Annotated in this window: 16 protein-coding genes, 4 tRNA genes and 3 pseudogenes; 5 read left to right on the top strand and 18 right to left on the bottom strand. The window is 46.4% G+C overall.

Going from position 1 to position 16,071, the window contains the following annotated elements:
- Nucleotides 1-27 precede the first annotated feature (27 nt).
- From rplJ to EL309_RS06460, 13 genes and pseudogenes are all read right to left on the bottom strand, one after another.
- On the bottom strand, nucleotides 28-528 hold the full coding sequence (gene rplJ, locus EL309_RS06520) for a 50S ribosomal protein L10 (RefSeq protein ID WP_004284581.1): 501 nt from the start codon (nucleotides 526-528) through the stop codon (nucleotides 28-30).
- Nucleotides 529-774: 246 nt separating this feature from the next.
- Nucleotides 775-1,470, bottom strand: coding sequence for a 50S ribosomal protein L1 (gene rplA, locus EL309_RS06515; RefSeq protein WP_004284583.1), 696 nt, complete (start codon nucleotides 1,468-1,470; stop codon nucleotides 775-777).
- Complete coding sequence (gene rplK, locus EL309_RS06510) at nucleotides 1,470-1,901, bottom strand: 50S ribosomal protein L11 (protein WP_004284584.1); 432 nt, start codon at nucleotides 1,899-1,901, stop codon at nucleotides 1,470-1,472. The genes rplA and rplK overlap by 1 nt, the downstream gene beginning before the upstream one ends.
- 134 nt (nucleotides 1,902-2,035) lie before the next feature.
- Entirely contained in the window at nucleotides 2,036-2,569 is a 534-nt protein-coding gene (nusG, locus tag EL309_RS06505; RefSeq protein WP_004284585.1) for a transcription termination/antitermination protein NusG, read from the bottom strand.
- 2 nt (nucleotides 2,570-2,571) lie between these two features.
- A pseudogene (secE, locus tag EL309_RS10790) lies at nucleotides 2,572-2,766 on the bottom strand (preprotein translocase subunit SecE); the annotation flags it as partial.
- Between the two features lie 367 nt (nucleotides 2,767-3,133).
- Nucleotides 3,134-3,209 (bottom strand) — tRNA-Trp (locus EL309_RS06495).
- A gap of 6 nt (nucleotides 3,210-3,215) precedes the next feature.
- Complete coding sequence (gene tuf / locus EL309_RS06490; protein WP_004284587.1) at nucleotides 3,216-4,400, bottom strand: elongation factor Tu; 1,185 nt, start codon at nucleotides 4,398-4,400, stop codon at nucleotides 3,216-3,218.
- Nucleotides 4,401-4,457: 57 nt separating this feature from the next.
- Nucleotides 4,458-4,532 (bottom strand) — tRNA-Thr (locus EL309_RS06485).
- A 5-nt stretch (nucleotides 4,533-4,537) separates the two neighbouring features.
- Nucleotides 4,538-4,611, bottom strand: a tRNA-Gly gene (locus tag EL309_RS06480).
- A 33-nt stretch (nucleotides 4,612-4,644) separates the two neighbouring features.
- Nucleotides 4,645-4,728: transfer RNA gene (locus EL309_RS06475), tRNA-Tyr, on the bottom strand.
- 96 nt (nucleotides 4,729-4,824) lie between these two features.
- A complete protein-coding gene (locus EL309_RS06470) occupies nucleotides 4,825-5,076 on the bottom strand; it encodes a YfhL family 4Fe-4S dicluster ferredoxin (RefSeq protein WP_036494568.1) in 252 nt (83 codons plus the stop codon).
- 113 nt (nucleotides 5,077-5,189) lie between these two features.
- Entirely contained in the window at nucleotides 5,190-5,753 is a 564-nt protein-coding gene (gene rsmD / locus EL309_RS06465; RefSeq protein ID WP_036494566.1) for a 16S rRNA (guanine(966)-N(2))-methyltransferase RsmD, read from the bottom strand.
- Between the two features lie 288 nt (nucleotides 5,754-6,041).
- Nucleotides 6,042-6,422 carry a helix-turn-helix domain-containing protein gene (locus EL309_RS06460; RefSeq protein ID WP_004284590.1) on the bottom strand — a complete coding sequence of 127 codons (381 nt, stop codon included), beginning with the start codon at nucleotides 6,420-6,422 and terminating at the stop codon, nucleotides 6,042-6,044.
- Between the two features lie 137 nt (nucleotides 6,423-6,559).
- On the opposite strand from EL309_RS06460, the gene EL309_RS06455 reads away from it, so the two are divergent.
- The gene (locus EL309_RS06455) at nucleotides 6,560-7,213 is read left to right on the top strand and encodes a hypothetical protein (RefSeq protein WP_040669954.1); all 654 of its coding nucleotides are present in this window, start codon (nucleotides 6,560-6,562) and stop codon (nucleotides 7,211-7,213) included.
- An 81-nt stretch (nucleotides 7,214-7,294) separates the two neighbouring features.
- Here the strand turns inward: EL309_RS06455 and cadR are convergent, their stop codons facing one another.
- Complete coding sequence (gene cadR / locus EL309_RS06450; protein WP_004364961.1) at nucleotides 7,295-7,702, bottom strand: Cd(II)/Pb(II)-responsive transcriptional regulator; 408 nt, start codon at nucleotides 7,700-7,702, stop codon at nucleotides 7,295-7,297.
- A 95-nt stretch (nucleotides 7,703-7,797) separates the two neighbouring features.
- Here cadR and EL309_RS06445 point away from each other — a divergent pair, with 95 nt between their 5' ends.
- The 4 genes from EL309_RS06445 (at nucleotide 7,798) to EL309_RS06425 (ending at nucleotide 11,737) form a co-directional block, all read left to right on the top strand.
- Nucleotides 7,798-8,694 carry a cation transporter gene (locus EL309_RS06445; protein WP_004283022.1) on the top strand — a complete coding sequence of 299 codons (897 nt, stop codon included), beginning with the start codon at nucleotides 7,798-7,800 and terminating at the stop codon, nucleotides 8,692-8,694.
- 3 nt (nucleotides 8,695-8,697) lie between these two features.
- Entirely contained in the window at nucleotides 8,698-9,210 is a 513-nt protein-coding gene (gene lspA, locus EL309_RS06440) for a signal peptidase II (RefSeq protein WP_036494195.1), read from the top strand.
- Between the two features lie 21 nt (nucleotides 9,211-9,231).
- Entirely contained in the window at nucleotides 9,232-10,521 is a 1,290-nt protein-coding gene (locus EL309_RS06435; protein ID WP_004283026.1) for an ISL3-like element ISPpu12 family transposase, read from the top strand.
- A 70-nt stretch (nucleotides 10,522-10,591) separates the two neighbouring features.
- Nucleotides 10,592-11,737, top strand: coding sequence for a hypothetical protein (locus EL309_RS06425; protein WP_004285113.1), 1,146 nt, complete (start codon nucleotides 10,592-10,594; stop codon nucleotides 11,735-11,737).
- A gap of 50 nt (nucleotides 11,738-11,787) precedes the next feature.
- Here EL309_RS06425 and topA read toward each other — a convergent pair whose 3' ends face one another.
- The 4 genes and pseudogenes from topA to dprA form a co-directional block, all read right to left on the bottom strand.
- The gene (topA, locus tag EL309_RS06420) at nucleotides 11,788-14,115 is read right to left on the bottom strand and encodes a type I DNA topoisomerase (protein ID WP_004285114.1); all 2,328 of its coding nucleotides are present in this window, start codon (nucleotides 14,113-14,115) and stop codon (nucleotides 11,788-11,790) included.
- A gap of 134 nt (nucleotides 14,116-14,249) precedes the next feature.
- Complete coding sequence (locus tag EL309_RS06415) at nucleotides 14,250-14,702, bottom strand: DUF494 family protein (RefSeq protein WP_004285115.1); 453 nt, start codon at nucleotides 14,700-14,702, stop codon at nucleotides 14,250-14,252.
- Between the two features lie 14 nt (nucleotides 14,703-14,716).
- Nucleotides 14,717-14,869 (bottom strand): annotated as a pseudogene (locus EL309_RS10850) (DprA-like winged helix domain-containing protein); the annotation flags it as partial.
- 93 nt (nucleotides 14,870-14,962) lie between these two features.
- Nucleotides 14,963-15,880 (bottom strand): annotated as a pseudogene (gene dprA, locus EL309_RS06410) (DNA-processing protein DprA); the annotation flags it as partial.
- Nucleotides 15,881-16,071 lie beyond the last annotated feature (191 nt).

The following is a 16,071-nucleotide window of genomic DNA, read 5'->3' as shown; positions in this document are numbered from 1 at the left end:
AATTTATTAAATAAAACAAAATCGAATTTACGCAGCCTCTTCGCCTGCTTTTTTCTCTGACAAAGCAGCCAATGCGCGAGCCATACCTGAAACAGGTGCTTGCATAACAAACAGCAACTTAGACAACAGCTCTTCACGGCTAGGAATAGAAGCCAATTCAGCAACAGCTGAAACATCTAAAACATCACCATTATAAGAACCTGCTTTCACGACGATTTTGTCATCTTTTTTTGCGAATTGATGCAGTACCTTTGCGGCAGCAACAGGATCTTCAGATGCAGCATAAACCAAAGGACCTACCATATGGTCAGCCAACTTGGCAAATGAAGTACCTTCTACTGCACGACGTGCTAATGTATTTTTTAACACACGCAAATATACACCTTCTTTGCGTGCATTAGCACGAAGTTCAGTCATGCTGGCAACACTGATACCGCGATATTCAGCAACCACCAAAGTTTGAGCATTTGCAATCGCAGCACCAATCTCTTCAACGGCTACTTTCTTGGTTTCAATATTGAGACTCAAGGTCTACCTCCCACTGTTAAAATTTAGAATATATAAACATATATTCCACCAGCGCGGCAACCTAAAAGACACAGAGCAAGAATTGCTTGACATGAATTTTAAGGACTACCGTCTGCGTAGGGTTTTGTAATTAAATCTTAAAAAGATCCCTACGGTCTTGGACATCTACTTAATAATTACCTGTAATTAAGTAGCCCATAACAAACGACTCTATTTATTAAATTTAGGCCGCTTGAAATACTAGTCTTAGTTGTTTACGCTAGAAGTATCTACTCGAACACCTAGACCCATAGTACTGCTAACCGCAACCTTCTTCAAATATTGACCTTTTGCTGCTGCTGGCTTAGCCTTAACAATAGCATCTAACAATGCATTGAAGTTTTCTTTTAAGTCAGCTTCAGCAAAAGAAGCACGACCGATTGTTGCATGAACAATACCTGCTTTATCTGTACGATATTGAACTTGGCCTGCTTTAGCATTCTTAACAGCTTCAGCAACGTTTGGAGTAACAGTACCTACTTTAGGGTTAGGCATTAAACCGCGCGGCCCTAAAATAGTACCTAATTGACCAACAATACGCATAGCATCAGGAGAAGCAATTACAACATCAAAATCTAAATTACCTTTTTTAACTTCCTCTGCCAAGTCTTCAAAACCAACAATATCCGCACCAGCAGCTTTAGCTGCTTCTGCATTAGCACCTTGAGTAAAAACCGCAACACGTGTTGTTTTACCGGTACCCTTTGGCAATACCACTGAACCGCGAATTACTTGATCCGATTTACGAGGATCAACACCTAAATTAAAAGAGACGTCTACAGACTCATCAAATTTTGCAGTAGCAGATTTTTTTACCAATGCAATCGCTTCATCAATTGAATACAACTTGTTTGCTTCAACAGATGCACGCAAAGCTTTCAAACGTTTAGAAACTTTAGCCATTATACACCCTCCACATCCAAGCCCATTGAGCGAGCAGAACCAGCAATAGTACGAACTGCAGCATCCAAGTCAGCCGCCGTTAAATCAGGCTGTTTAGTAGTAGCAATCTCTTCTAATTGGGCACGAGTTACCTTGCCTACTTTATTAGTTAAAGGATTAGAACTACCTTTTTGCAAACCAGCTGCTTTTTTCAGCAAAATAGAAGCTGGCGGCGTTTTCATTACAAACGTAAATGATTTATCCGCAAATGCTGTAATAACAACCGGAATTGGCAATCCGGGCTCCATACCTTGAGTTGCAGCATTAAATGCTTTACAAAACTCCATAATATTCAAACCACGTTGACCTAAAGCAGGACCAACAGGGGGGGATGGATTGGCCTTACCTGCAGGAATCTGCAGTTTAATATAGCCGACAATTTTTTTTGCCACTTTAAAGCTCCTAAAAAACGGGTACAACGCAGAATTTCTCCGCTCCCCAAACAAACGATAAATTATACAGATTACAAAAATAATTTCAAGTAAAGCATATAATTTAATATTATTTACAAGTCAAATAAATTTATTTAAATTTTTTCCACTTGATTAAATTCAAGCTCAACAGGTGTTTCACGTCCGAAAATTTGAACAGATACACGCAATTTATTGCGCTCGTAATTTACTTCATCCACAATACCATTAAAATCTGCAAATGGTCCTTCATTAACACGAACCTGCTGCCCTATTTCAAATTCTATTTTAGGTTTAGGCTTCTCTACACCCATTTTAACTTGCTGCAAAATACCTTCAACTTCACGCTGGGAAATAGGCATAGGCCGATTAGATGTCCCGCCAATAAACCCTGACACTCTAGGCGTACTCTTAACCAAATGCCAAGAGTCATCGGTCATTTCCATTTCTACCAACACATAGCCAGGGTAAAATTTACGTTCACTAATAGTTTTTCGGCCATTTTTAATTTCAACAACCTCTTCAACTGGCACTAAAATCTGACCAAAATAATCTTCCATCGACTCACGTGCGATCCGCTCTTTTAATGTTTTTTGAACATTTTTTTCAAAGCCGGAATAAGCCTGTACAACATACCACCTTTTTGACATTATTATCCCCTTTTCAGCAAGATATCAAAAAACAACCATGAAACCGCACTATCCGCCAAATAAATGAATACTGACAAAATAGCTACAAATACAATGACGAATCCTGTCATACGCATTGCATCATTTCTTGGCAACCATACAACTTTTTTAAATTCTGTATAAGAATCTCTAATGTAACGAAGAAACTTCTTGCCAGACTCGCACCAATAAAAAACAATTACCAATGCAAGCAATATCCCGGCAAACGGCAATAAAACTCTAACATAACTAGGTGAATCTACTAAATAATAAAAACCCCAAATACCCGAAACAACAAAAACACAAGCAAGCAAAAATTTAGCTACTTCAAAAAATCGAGAAGATTTTTTAGAATCATGAGACAGTTGCTCTATCATTCTTCATCCATCCACATAAACAATAAGCATTCACTACTGTTTATTGCTGAATTAAAAACTTTATTTATATGTACCACACATTAATCAAACATAAACTACATATGGATATGATATAGCACATATAAAGCATAAAAAATTAACCGGCACTAGGCCGGTTAATTTTTTAATTTGGCAGGCCAGGAGGGTCTCGAACCCCCAACCCTCGGTTTTGGAGACCGATACTCTACCAATTGAGCTACTGGCCTCTAAAATTAAGCAATTACTGAAGATACAACACCAGCACCTACAGTACGGCCACCTTCACGAATCGCAAAACGCAAGCCTTCTTCCATCGCAATCGGAGCAATCAGCTCAACAGTAATCGCAACGTTCTCACCAGGCATTACCATTTCCACACCTTCTTCTAAAGTCACAGCACCGGTAACGTCTGTAGTACGGAAATAGAATTGCGGACGATAGTTAGCGAAGAACGGAGTATGACGACCGCCTTCTTCCTTACTCAAAACATAAACCTCTGCTTTGAATTTGGTATGCGGAGTAATAGTACCAGGCTTAGCCAATACTTGACCACGCTCAACGTCTTCACGTTTGGTACCACGCAACAATACGCCTACGTTATCACCAGCCTGACCTTCATCCAGCAATTTACGGAACATTTCAACGCCGGTACAAGTAGTTTTTTGGGTTTCTTTCAAACCTACAATTTCAATTTCATCGCCTACGTGAATAATACCGCGCTCTACACGACCAGTTACTACTGTACCACGACCTGAAATTGAGAATACATCTTCAATCGGCAACAGGAATGGTTTATCAACAGCACGCTCAGGTGTTGGAATATAGCTATCCAATGCAGCAGCTAATTCAAAGATTTTTTCTTCGTAAGCGGCATCACCTTCCAAAGCTTTCAATGCAGAACCTTGCACGATTGGACAATCATCGCCAGGGAAATCGTAGCTGCTCAGCAGATCACGGATTTCCATTTCTACCAATTCCAGCAGCTCTGCATCATCAACCATATCGCATTTGTTCATGAATACGATGATGTAGGGTACACCTACTTGACGAGCCAACAGGATGTGCTCACGGGTTTGCGGCATAGGACCGTCAGCAGCAGAACATACCAAGATGGCACCGTCCATTTGAGCGGCACCGGTAATCATGTTTTTTACGTAGTCGGCGTGACCCGGACAGTCTACGTGCGCATAGTGACGGGTTTCGGTTTCGTATTCTACGTGAGAAGTATTAATGGTAATACCGCGCGCTTTTTCTTCCGGAGCGTTATCAATTTGGTCGTAGGCTTTTGCAGCACCACCAAATTTCTTAGCCAAAATGGTCGTCAATGCAGCAGTCAAAGTGGTTTTACCATGGTCAACGTGACCGATGGTGCCAACGTTTACGTGCGGCTTACTCCGCTCGAATTTCTCTTTAGCCATGGCAATCTTCCTATTCCTAAGCTTTATATATAAAAGTACGGGGTTAATTAAAACTGATGGTGCCCATGGGCAGAATTGAACTGCCGACCTCTCCCTTACCAAGGGAGTGCTCTACCCCTGAGCTACATGGGCTTAATTGGAGCGGGTGAAGGGAATCGAACCCTCACCGTAAGCTTGGAAGGCTTCTGCTCTACCATTGAGCTACACCCGCATACTTACTGAATTTGCTCCAAGTAAGAATATTTGGTGGAGGGAGAAGGATTCGAACCTTCGAAGCTTTCGCAACAGATTTACAGTCTGCCCCCTTTGGCCGCTCGGGAATCCCTCCAAAAGAGAATGCAATTTTATTGAGCATCCCCAATCATGTCAACTATTTTTTCTCGATACAAGCAATAATATTTATAACAACATGAATATTCAGAAATTATTTTTCAGAAATTATTTTTTCGTATTTCGCCTGCAGTTCTTCTTGAGTTTCCGGATTTTCTTCATCAATTAAAATACAGTCAACAGGACACACCTGCTGGCACTGCGGTTCATCATAATGTCCCACACACTGCGTACACAAGCTCGGGTTGATTTCATAAATCTCATCACCCTGATAAATAGCATCATTAGGGCATTCAGGTTCGCATACATCACAGTTAATGCACTCATCTGTAATAAAGAGCGACATTTTATTTCCTTCTAAATATAAATTATCAAAACCGATGGGGGCGGATTATAGCACAACTGTTTTTTTCTATCTATTTCAAAACATTAGAAATGATTTTCACTTTAATCTAATATTCAATCACTTACAACTTTCAAAAGACTAAAATTACTCTTTCCGGACTTCCCTTTTTTAATGCATTCCAACCACTCGGGAAACTCAGGCATGGTTCCCGCCTCCACATAAACCCAAGTCCCATCGACAACACTTGGCTTCAGCACAAGAAACAGCTGATTCCAGTTTTGCCATTGAAAAGGCGGATCTAAGAAAATAACATTAAATTTTTTCGTATTGCCTTTTAAAAAGAGAAGGCCGTCTGAATGAATAACCTTTATCTTTTCCAGCCCCAATAACTCTGCATTCTTTTTCAAACACTGGACAGTTTGCTTATGATTATCCACCAATACAATTTCAGACGCATTACGAGAAGCCGCTTCCAAGCCCAGCGCTCCACTACCGCCAAACAAATCCAATACCGTACTACCCGTTAAATCTTGTCCTAACCAATTAAACAACTTTTCCCTGACCATATCCGGCGTAGGGCGCAAACCATCGGCAGAAACAAACAGCAACTTTCTGCCTCTGCATGATCCACCTATAATACGGACCTGATTGGTATGTTTACTGTTTTGCTTTATCATATTTATCCACAAATAGGCCGTCTGAAAATTTCAGACGGCCTTTAATTACTATACTCAAATGAATTATAGCTTATTCTATTTAATTAATAAAAATACTGAATACTTCAGGCAGCTAATGAGTAAACTATTAGGGATATATCAAGTTTTGAATTTACTCGTCTCAAATAACAGTGCAGTTTTTAAAACTTAATTCCAGCTGCATTATAAACACCTGGACTGTTGAAATCGTTGCCTTAAATATGGAGGCCGTCTGAAAATTTTTCAGACGGCCTCTGTCTACTCATTCTCTTACCCTTGCTGCTGTGCGAATCTCCGCAACAATTCGATTTCCTTGTCTTTCTGAGATAAAAGTTCACGGGCGTGTTTGAGTTCCAATTTCAACATTTCGATTTTCGCGGCAGTATCGTTTGAAGCATAAAGCGAAATATCTCCTTCGCTATCTCCTTCATTGATCTGCAACACCAACCCGCCTTTTCCTGATTGGATCAAATCCCACATATCCACATTAAAAATTGCCGCCAGCTGCTCCAAGCGCGGAATGCTCAATTGCGTCTCGCCCCGCTCAATCTTGGCATAACCGCCCGCCGACATTTTCAATTTTTCCGCCACATCTTCCTGCGACCACTTATGCAGCTCACGCATCAAGCGGATTTTTTCGTGGGTTTCCATTGATTGAACCTTTTGATTAGAAATTGGATTTTAAAGTTGAATTTTAAACTTTAAATAGCTGGTTTGTCGATAATCTTTTAACCTAAAATTACCTAACTTTTCAACAATAATTTTTAATCAGCAAATTAGGAGTCAATGTGGAAAATAATAGCCTTTCTTCCTTCAGTAAACAACAAGAACTTCAAAGCCCAGAAGGCCGAAATCAAGAAACCCAGGAAAATACAGTAACAAGCATGGCTGACAATGAAGTTATCAAGCCCATGCCAATCGAAGTACCTGAAGACTTTTACTTGGATGTAAAACAATCCTTTATCCAAATGGTAGAAAGAACCCCCGAACAGTTTGGTATTGGAGGGACAGAAGAAGAAATTAAAAAACAAGCTGAAAAATTAGCGAATGAAACCATCAAAAAAAGCCCTTTTGCATATACACAATTGCAGAACCCAAACCTTCAGAATCAAGAAATTCCAGGGACAATAGCAGGAAACCTGGCTTCCGCAGAAAACATTGCTGATAATGTGGTGATGAACGGTGTGCGCGGACATGGGTTTGCCGCAGAAAAAGCCAATCATTTACATGATGTACTTTCGGGTAAAGACTCAAAGTTAGTAGGTACTGATAACGCTAAAAACGGTGCAGACCGATTTGTTGATGGCCAATATATTCAAACAAAATTTTGCAATGGCGGGGGAAAATGTATCAGCGAATGTTTTGATGACGGAAACTTCCGTTATTGGGACAGTAACGGCAAGCCTATGCAAATCGAAGTGCCTAAAGATTTTTATGGGTAAGCGGATTAAATGGTTGATCTTACCTTTGCATGAGAGTGAGACAGACCGGCATCTCATCGGATTATCTGGTTGATGCTTCACCTACTGCTGGTGCATGTTTCCTTCGCTAATTCCAGCAAGAACCCCACACGCCTCAACTTCCCGGTCATCGTTGCAACTCGCTCTCAGTGAAACGAGTTGTTTCTCAAGCGCTTGCAGAGCGGTTATCTGCGACCGCACATGAGAGATGTGATCATCGAGCAAGGCGTTGACGGCGGTACAAGGCTGATGAGGGTCATCCTGATAGCTCTGTAGTTCGTGAATCTCAGCCAGTGACAGGCCTAGGATTCTGCAGCGACGGATGAAGGCCAGCCCCTCACCATGCTTCTCGGTATAGACACGGTAACCGTTGTCCTGCCGATCAGGCGGCGGCAACAAGCCCTGCTGTTCATAGAAGCGGATCGTCTGTGTTTCGACCCCTACCAACTGCGCCAACTGACCAATGCGCATCAGCCTCCTCCCCAACGGATTCTTTACTCTATTGACCTTATAGTAGCTTTATAGTTTAAAATGGTACCACAACATTGTTCAAGTGGAGTCGTATCATGAGCAAATCCTGTGGTGGCGCCTGTGGCGGTGATGCAATGTCCGCAGCGGATACCGATATACAGGCCTCCTCCGAGGCGCTAGGGAAATGGGTCAGTGTTTATGCCGTGCCGAAGATGGACTGTCCATCAGAAGAGCGAATGATTCGCCTAGCCCTGAACGGCTTTGAGGAGGTTCGGGCGCTGTCCTTCGACTTGTCGAACCGCCGGCTGAAGGTCGTGCATGACGGCGAGGTCGAGCCCGTCACCTCGAAACTGAAGACCTTGGGGCTAGGCGCCTCGCTTCAGGAAACCGTCGCTGCAAATCCGGAGACCATCAAGGCCGCCGAGTTTTCGGCAGCTTCTGCTAAGCAAGAATCCGGGACCCTGCGCTGGTTGCTCGGCATCAATGCACTTCTGTTCGTGGTGGAAATGACTGCCGGTCTGATCGCCCGGTCCACCGGCCTGATTGGAGAATCCCTGGACAATTTTGCCGATGCGGCGGTGTACGGGCTTGCCCTTTATGCGGTTGGACATAGCGTGAAAATGCAGGTACGTGCCGCGCATCTTGCTGGTGTACTGCAACTGATCTTGGCTGTGGGCGTGCTCGTAGAGGTGGTGAGACGCTTTGTATTCGGTAGTGAGCCTGAATCGCTGGTGATGATGGCTATCGCATTCGTCGCATTGATTGCCAATACCAGTTGTCTGCTGCTCATATCCAAACATCGGGAAGGTGGGGCGCACATGAAGGCAAGCTGGATATTCTCGGCCAACGACGTGGTGATCAACCTGGGGGTCATCACCGCCGGCGCCCTGGTCGCGTGGACCGGTTCCAATTATCCGGATCTGATTATCGGCACCATCGCGGGGGGCATTGTACTTAACGGTGCCAGACGCATTTTGGCGTTGAAGGGTTAAATAATGCTCATTATTGGCAAAAAGCTCTCGCCGTATGCCCTATTGTCCATATCGGGCCTGCTGGCAGCGTCTGATCAGGCTGTAAAGTGGCTGGTGCAGCAATCAATGGCCTATGGCGAGTATGTTTCGGTGACCCCGTTCTTTAACTGGGTGCACCTATGGAACACCGGTGCCGTATTCAGTCTTTTTGCGAATGGTGGAGGCTGGCAGCGCTACTTTTTTATCGGAATCACGGTAGTGGTCTCGATTTTTCTGATCAAGCTGATCCTTGAAAATCGTCATAAAGGAGAAGCCATCGCTTACAGTCTTATCCTCGGTGGCGCCATGGGTAACCTGATTGACCGGGTCTTTCGCGGCTATGTTGTGGATTCCTTTGATTTCTATTGGCGAGACTGGCATTGGCCGGCCTTCAACCTGGCTGATATTGCAATTGTCCTCGGTGCCTTACTTTTCGTTTCCAGCAGCTTGTTGGGTAAAAAAGTAAACACCAATGCCGAGTCGGATGGATCTGACTGACACCTACGCCTATACAACACCATGACCGAACTTCCCGACAACATCCTTCACCTGCCGCAATACCAAGTACTGGGCTGCAAATCAACCGACGACGAAATGCACTTCCAGGTGGACGTGCCCGATCCCATCGCCTGCGAGGAATGCGGCGTGCAGGGTGAGTTCGTACGGTTCGGCAAGCGTGACGTTCCCTATCGTGATCTGCCCATCCACGGCAAACGGGTCACTCTCTGGGTGGTCCGCCGCCGATACACCTGCCGGGCCTGCAAGACAACATTCAGGCCCCAGCTACCGGAGATGGTGGACGGATTCCGTATGACACTGCGGCTGCATGAGTACGTGGAGAAGGAATCCTTCAACCACCCCTACACCTTTGTGGCGGCACAGACCGGCCTGGACGAGAAGACGGTGCGCGACATCTTCAACGCCCGCGCCGAGTTCCTGGGGCGCTGGCACCGCTTCGAGACGCCCCGCATCCTGGGCATTGACGAGCTATACCTGAACAAGCGCTACCGCTGCATTCTGACCAACATTGAGGAGCGAACCCTGCTCGACCTGCTGGCCACCCGCCGCCAGGACGTGGTGACCAACTACCTGATGAAGCTGAAAGACCGGCAGAAGGTCGAGATCGTCAGCATGGACATGTGGAACCCCTACCGGGCAGCGGTCAAGGCTGTGCTGCCCCAGGCCCGTATCGTGGTCGATAAGTTCCATGTGGTGCGCATGGTCAACGATGCCCTAGAGAGAGTGCGCAAGGGCCTCAGAAAGGAGCTGAAACCGTCCCAGAGCCGGACTCTCAAGGGAGACCGGAAAATCCTGCTGAAACGCGCTCACGAAGTCTCAGACCGGGAGCGCCTCATCATGGAGACCTGGACAGGCGCGTTCCCGCAACTGCTGGCCGCCTACGAGCACAAGGAGCGCTTCTACGGCATCTGGGACGCCACCACACGGCTCCAGGCAGAAGCCGCCCTGGACGAGTGGATAGCCACCATCCCGAAGGGCCAAAAGGAAGTCTGGAGCGATCTGGTCAGGGCAGTGGGAAACTGGCGCGAAGAGACCATGACCTACTTCGAGACGGACATGCCCGTCACCAACGCTTACACGGAGTCCATCAACCGACTGGCCAAGGACAAGAACCGTGAAGGGCGCGGTTACTCCTTCGAGGTGATGCGGGCACGAATGCTCTACACCACGAAGCACAAGAAGAAGGCACCGACTGCGAAGGTCTCTCCTTTCTACAAGAAAACCATCGGTTACGGACTGCCGGACTTCGCAGAGGAACTCAACTACGGAGTCGATCTATCAACCATCTGAGGGTGGTATCAGATTGATGGGGTGAAGGTGCCCCATCAACCATTAAATCCGTATACCCATTTTTATCTAGATGCAAAAAAAATCCTTTGCTCACAGAGTGGAGAAAAGTCCCGAACAATTCGGCATTGATGGCACACAAGAAGAAATTAGAAAACAAGCTGAAAAACTGGCAGATGAAACTATTAAACAGAGTCCTTACACATACGCACAAGCCAAAAATATTGCCCGGTTCGGCACGGTAGAAAGCTTGACTTTCGATGCTGTAAACGGTGTCCGCGTAGCCGGTACTGCAATGGGTATTTCTGCTGTTATTTCTTTTGCTACATCTGTTTGGTCTGGTGAAGATTTTGATATTGCTTTAAAAAATGCCTGTTATTCAGGTTTGAAAGTGGGTGGTCTTGCTTGGGTAAGCAGTATTGCCTCCGCACAAATAGGTAGAACGGGGATTATGCAATCTTTACGCCCAGCTACTGACTGGGTTGTTAAGCAAATGGGTTCTAAAACAGCTGCCGCACTTGCAAATACGCTACTCATAGGTAGCAAGCCTATTTATGGAGCAGCAGCACTAAATAGTGCAAGTAAATTGTTAAGAGGAAATATCGTTACAGGTACCATTACCGTTGGCGTATTATCATCAGTAGATTTTTACCGTATGTTTCAAGGACGAGTTTCAGGTGCACAGGTTTTAAAAAATGTAACCAACACTGCTACTGGAGTTGCAGGAGGAACGGCAGGATGGATGGGGGGTGCTGCAGCCGGAGCAGCATTGGGTAGTGCTATCCCTATTATAGGAACAGCTGCAGGCGGTATTATTGGAGGTGTTTTAGGTTCATTAGGGGGAGGTGTGGCAGCTAATAAAGCATCATCCATGCTGTTAGATAAATTTGTAGAAGACGATGCCAAGAAAATGCAAGAAGTATTGGGTAAAGTTTTCGTACAACTCGCCAAAGACTACCTACTGAATCAAAAAGAAGCAGATAATGTTTTAAATTCGTTGCAAGAAAAATTATCAATAGATATTTTGAGAGATATGTTTGCAGCAGACTCTCGAGAAAAATTTGCTACTTCATTAATTGAACCTATTATTGAAAATGAAGTAAGGAAACGTCCCAGAATTTCTATACAAGATTTGCCTTCGAACAGCCAGTTATCTGATGAAATTGAAAGTATTTTAGAAGAAAATTTAAATAGTAGCTCTGAAGAATCTACTGATTAAATTTTTGTATATTAAAAGGCCGTCTGAAAATTTTTCAGACGGCCTCTTGTTTACTCTTCCGCTTCTTTACTACCTTTAGGAGCAGGCGGTTCTATTTGTTCTTTCCAGCCGCATTCTTTCTGCGGGCAGACTTTTTCTACGCCCCAGCGTTTGGTGGTTTTGATGGTCAACACCGGCCATTGGCATTTCGGGCAGGTTTCGGCGATCGGCGGGTTCCACGTGGCGTAGTTGCAGTCGGGGTAGGTGCTGCAACTGTAAAACAGTTTGCCGTAGCGTGATTTGCGCTCGACCAGATGGCCTTTTTTACATTGCGGGCATTCTACGCCGGTGTCTTTGGGTTTTTCCAAAGGTTCGATGTATTTGCACTTCGGATAGTTGGCGCAGCCGATGAATTTGCTGCCGGTGCGGCTGTATTTGTAAACCAGTCCGCCGCCGCATTTGGGGCATTCGCGGCCTTCGAGTTCGGCTTGTTCGGCGGCTTCTTTGGCGATGCGCTCGGCGGCCTGCTCGGCGGTTTCGTTGACGTTGCGGGTGTAGCTGCATTCGGGGTAGCCTGCGCAGGCGACGAAGCGGCCCATTCTGCCGAATTTGATTTGCAGTTTGTGGTTGCCGCATTTCGGGCAGATTTCGTCCAGCTCTTCGGTGGTGAATTTGGCGCGTTCGATGCCTTCTTTTTCTTCAACCTGTTTGTGGAATCCTTTCCAGAATTTGTCCATCACGGGAATCCACTGGCGTTTGCCGGTGGCGATTTCGTCGAGCTGGTCTTCCAGTTTGGCGGTGAAGTGGTAATCGACGTATTGGGCGAAATGTTCGGTCAGGAATTTGTTGACGATGTCGCCGGTGTCGGTGGGCATGAAGCGTTTTTGCTCCAGCGTTACGTATTCGCGCTCTTTCAGGGTGGAAATGATGCTGGCGTAGGTGGAGGGACGGCCGATGCCGAATTCTTCGAGTGCTTTCACCAGTGTTGCTTCGTTGAAGCGCGGCGGCGGGGTGGTGAAGTGCTGCTCGCCGTAGATATTGTCGACGGGCAGTTTTTCACCTTCTTTCATTTCGGGCAGTTTTTTGTTGTCTTCGTCTTCGTCGTTGTCGTCGGTGCCTTCTTCATACACGCTCAGGAAGCCTGCGAAGGTTTGCACTTGGCCGGTTACGCGGAAAACGCCGTTGCCCACGGCGATATCGACGGTGGTTTGGTCGAATTTGGCAGGGTTCATTTGGCAGGCTACGGTGCGCTGCCAGATCATTTGATAGAGCTTGAATTGGTCGGCAGTCAGGAAGGGCTTCACGCTTTCGGGCGTGCGGTACACGGAAGTCGGGCGGATGGCTTCGTGGGCTTCCTGCGCGTTTTTCGACTTGGTTTTGTAGTGTTTGGCGGCGGAAGGCAGGTAGTCTTTGCCGATTTTGTTTTCGATGTAGTGGCGGATTTCGGTCAGCGCTTCGACAGAGAGGGTTACGCTGTCGGTACGCATATAGGTAATCAAACCGATGGCACCTTGCCCTACGTCGATACCTTCGTACAGTTGCTGGGCGGTGCGCATGGTGCGGTCGGTGGTCATGCCGAGTTTGCGCACGGCGTCTTGCTGCATGGTGGAGGTGGTGAACGGTGCGGCGGGATTGCGGCTGCGTTTTTTCTTTTCGATGGCGGCAACTTGGGCTTCTTGCTCGGCTAAGCCTGTTAAGACGGCCTGTTGTGCGGCTTCGTTGGGCAGGGAGAATTGCTCCAGCTTTTCGCCGTTCCACTGCACGAGTTTGGCGGTAAATTTGCTGCGGCCTTTGTGGCTGTCGAGATGTACCGACCAGTATTCTTGTGCTTCAAATGCACGGATTTCGTTTTCGCGTTCGCAAATCAGACGCAAGGCGGGGCTTTGTACGCGGCCTGCGCTCAAGCCGCGGCGGATTTTTTTCCACAGCAAGGGGGAAAGGTTGAAGCCGACCAGATAGTCCAACGCACGGCGTGCCTGTTGGGCATCGACCAGATCGATTTCGATTTCGCGCGGATGGGCAATGGCATCGAGCACGGCGTTTTTGGTGATTTCGTGAAACACGACGCGCTGCGGTTTGATGTTTTTGAGGCCGCGTTTGGATTTGAGGATTTCCTGCAAGTGCCAAGAGATGGCTTCGCCTTCCCTATCCGGGTCGGTTGCCAGATAGAGGTTTTCGGCTTCTTTGGCGGCGGCAACAATGGCATCGACGTGCTTGGCATTGCGGCTGACCATTTGGTATTTCATGACAAAGTTATTGTCGGGGTCTACCGCACCGGTTTTGGGCACCAAATCGCGCACATGACCGTAGGAAGCGAGGATTTCAAACTCGCTTCCGAGATATTTTTTTAAGGTTTTGGCTTTGGAGGGCGACTCCACAATTAATAAATTTTTCGCCATGATTAAGGTTCCCTAATCAAGAAATAATGTTACGTTTATAATTTCAGACGGCCACTTGTTTCAAAAGGCCGTCTGAAAATTTATTATCTTGTTTTCAACATTACGGAAATGTTGTTATTTCTATTCAGTTTGTTTTAATGCATTTGGGTTTTTCCATAAAGTGCCATCATCAATTCGTCGCCTACCAAAACGGGCAGTTCTGATTTTTGCGCCCACAACACCAGCAAAGTCAAAACCTTTGCCATATCTACATTTATATCTTCAGGCGGCATATGCAGCAAAGCATGGACAATCAATTCACGCTGATTGCCGTTAACCGCACCGGCCTTTTCCAGAAAATGGATCAGCCCCAATACTTCCTGAGGCAATACATCCAATTCTTCCGCACTGTAAACACGTAATGAATCGGTTTCCGCATTAGCCGAAAACGACTCTTTTCCGAACAACACGTCCATCAGCATCAATACATTGCCGATTTCAACCTCGCCGAATCCCATTTCTTCCAACAGATAGCCTAAATCACCGGGTGAAGGGCAGGCATCAAAATCTCCGAAATGTTCGATTAAAAAGGCGATAACCTCTGCCATGTTGTTTCCTTAACTTACTGAATTCTCTGATAACGGCCGCCGGGCATTGCGGCAACCACCCCATCCAACTCCCACTCCAGCAACTGAGCGTGCACATCTGCCGCCGCCATTCCAAGCTGCTGGGCCAGATTGTCGGGATGCACGGGATTGTACCCCATTGCAGCCAACAAAGGGTTAGACTGGGTTTGTTCAAACAGTTCTGCAGCCGAATTTTCAGCCTTGCTGTTACCGTCGACGCTTTCTCCGGCAATTTTATGCGTCTTATTTATAGGATATGACGGCATTGGGGATTTTTGCAACAGTTGAGGACACTCTTGCACAATATCCTCCAAACATTCTACTAATTTCGCACCTTCTTTAATCAGTTTGTGACAACCTTTACTATGCGGGTTATCAATCGAACCCGGCACTGCCATCACTTCCCTGCCCATTTCGGCTGCCAGCTTGGCCGTAATCAGAGAGCCGGACTCAACCGCCGCTTCCACAACCAAGGTTGCCTTCGATAAAGCAGCAATCAAACGGTTACGGCGGGGAAAATTCCCTGCCAACGGGCGCGTACCCAATGGAAACTCACTAATGATGACACCCTGCTCGGCAATTTGATACGCAAGATTCTTATTGGACTGCGGATAAATCCTGTCGATACCGGTGCCCCAAACCGCTACCGTACCGCCTTTGCCCTGCAACGCACCTTCATGAGCCGCCGTATCGATACCGGCAGCCATTCCGGAAACAACGGCAATCCCCTGTTCCGCCATTGCCCTGCCGAAATCCCGGGCAATACGCATAGCCTGCGGCGTGGCATGCCGGCTACCTACCACGGCAACCGAAGGATTTTGCAGCAATGCAGCATGACCCCGTACAAACAATAGAGGCGGAGGCGTAATCCCCTCCGTCAACATCATCGGGTAATCCTCATCACCCAACAACATCAAACGGCATCCCGGCTGTTTTTCCCACAGCATAGCCGCTTCAGCCGCTTCCTTAGCCTTAGTGTCGTTGCCCCGCCAAGATTCCGCTGCCTGCTTATGGTAAATCAATTCGCGCACCTCATCGGCAGGTGCGGCTAACGCTCGAACTGCCGTACCATAACGCTTCAACAACATCAAAAAGCTTTCCGCACCGATATAAGGTGTTAAAGCCAGCTGTATCCAGGCATAACGTTCCACTTCGTCCATTTTTCCCCTTTTATCACGGAATGCCCCGTATTTTTCAGATGGCCAAACTTTATCACATATGTATTAGTCAGTTAAATGACTATTTAATTAAATGTAATAAAAAAAGACGCATTCTTCTTACATGAATGCGTCTTTTCCGGCAATAACACCGATACCGATCATCAATAAAGAGACGAAACCTTGGTTTAAGG

This window comes from Neisseria weaveri (assembly GCF_900638685.1).
GTDB classification, from domain to species: domain Bacteria; phylum Pseudomonadota; class Gammaproteobacteria; order Burkholderiales; family Neisseriaceae; genus Neisseria; species Neisseria weaveri.
This window is presented reverse-complemented; position numbering and strand designations above follow the sequence as displayed.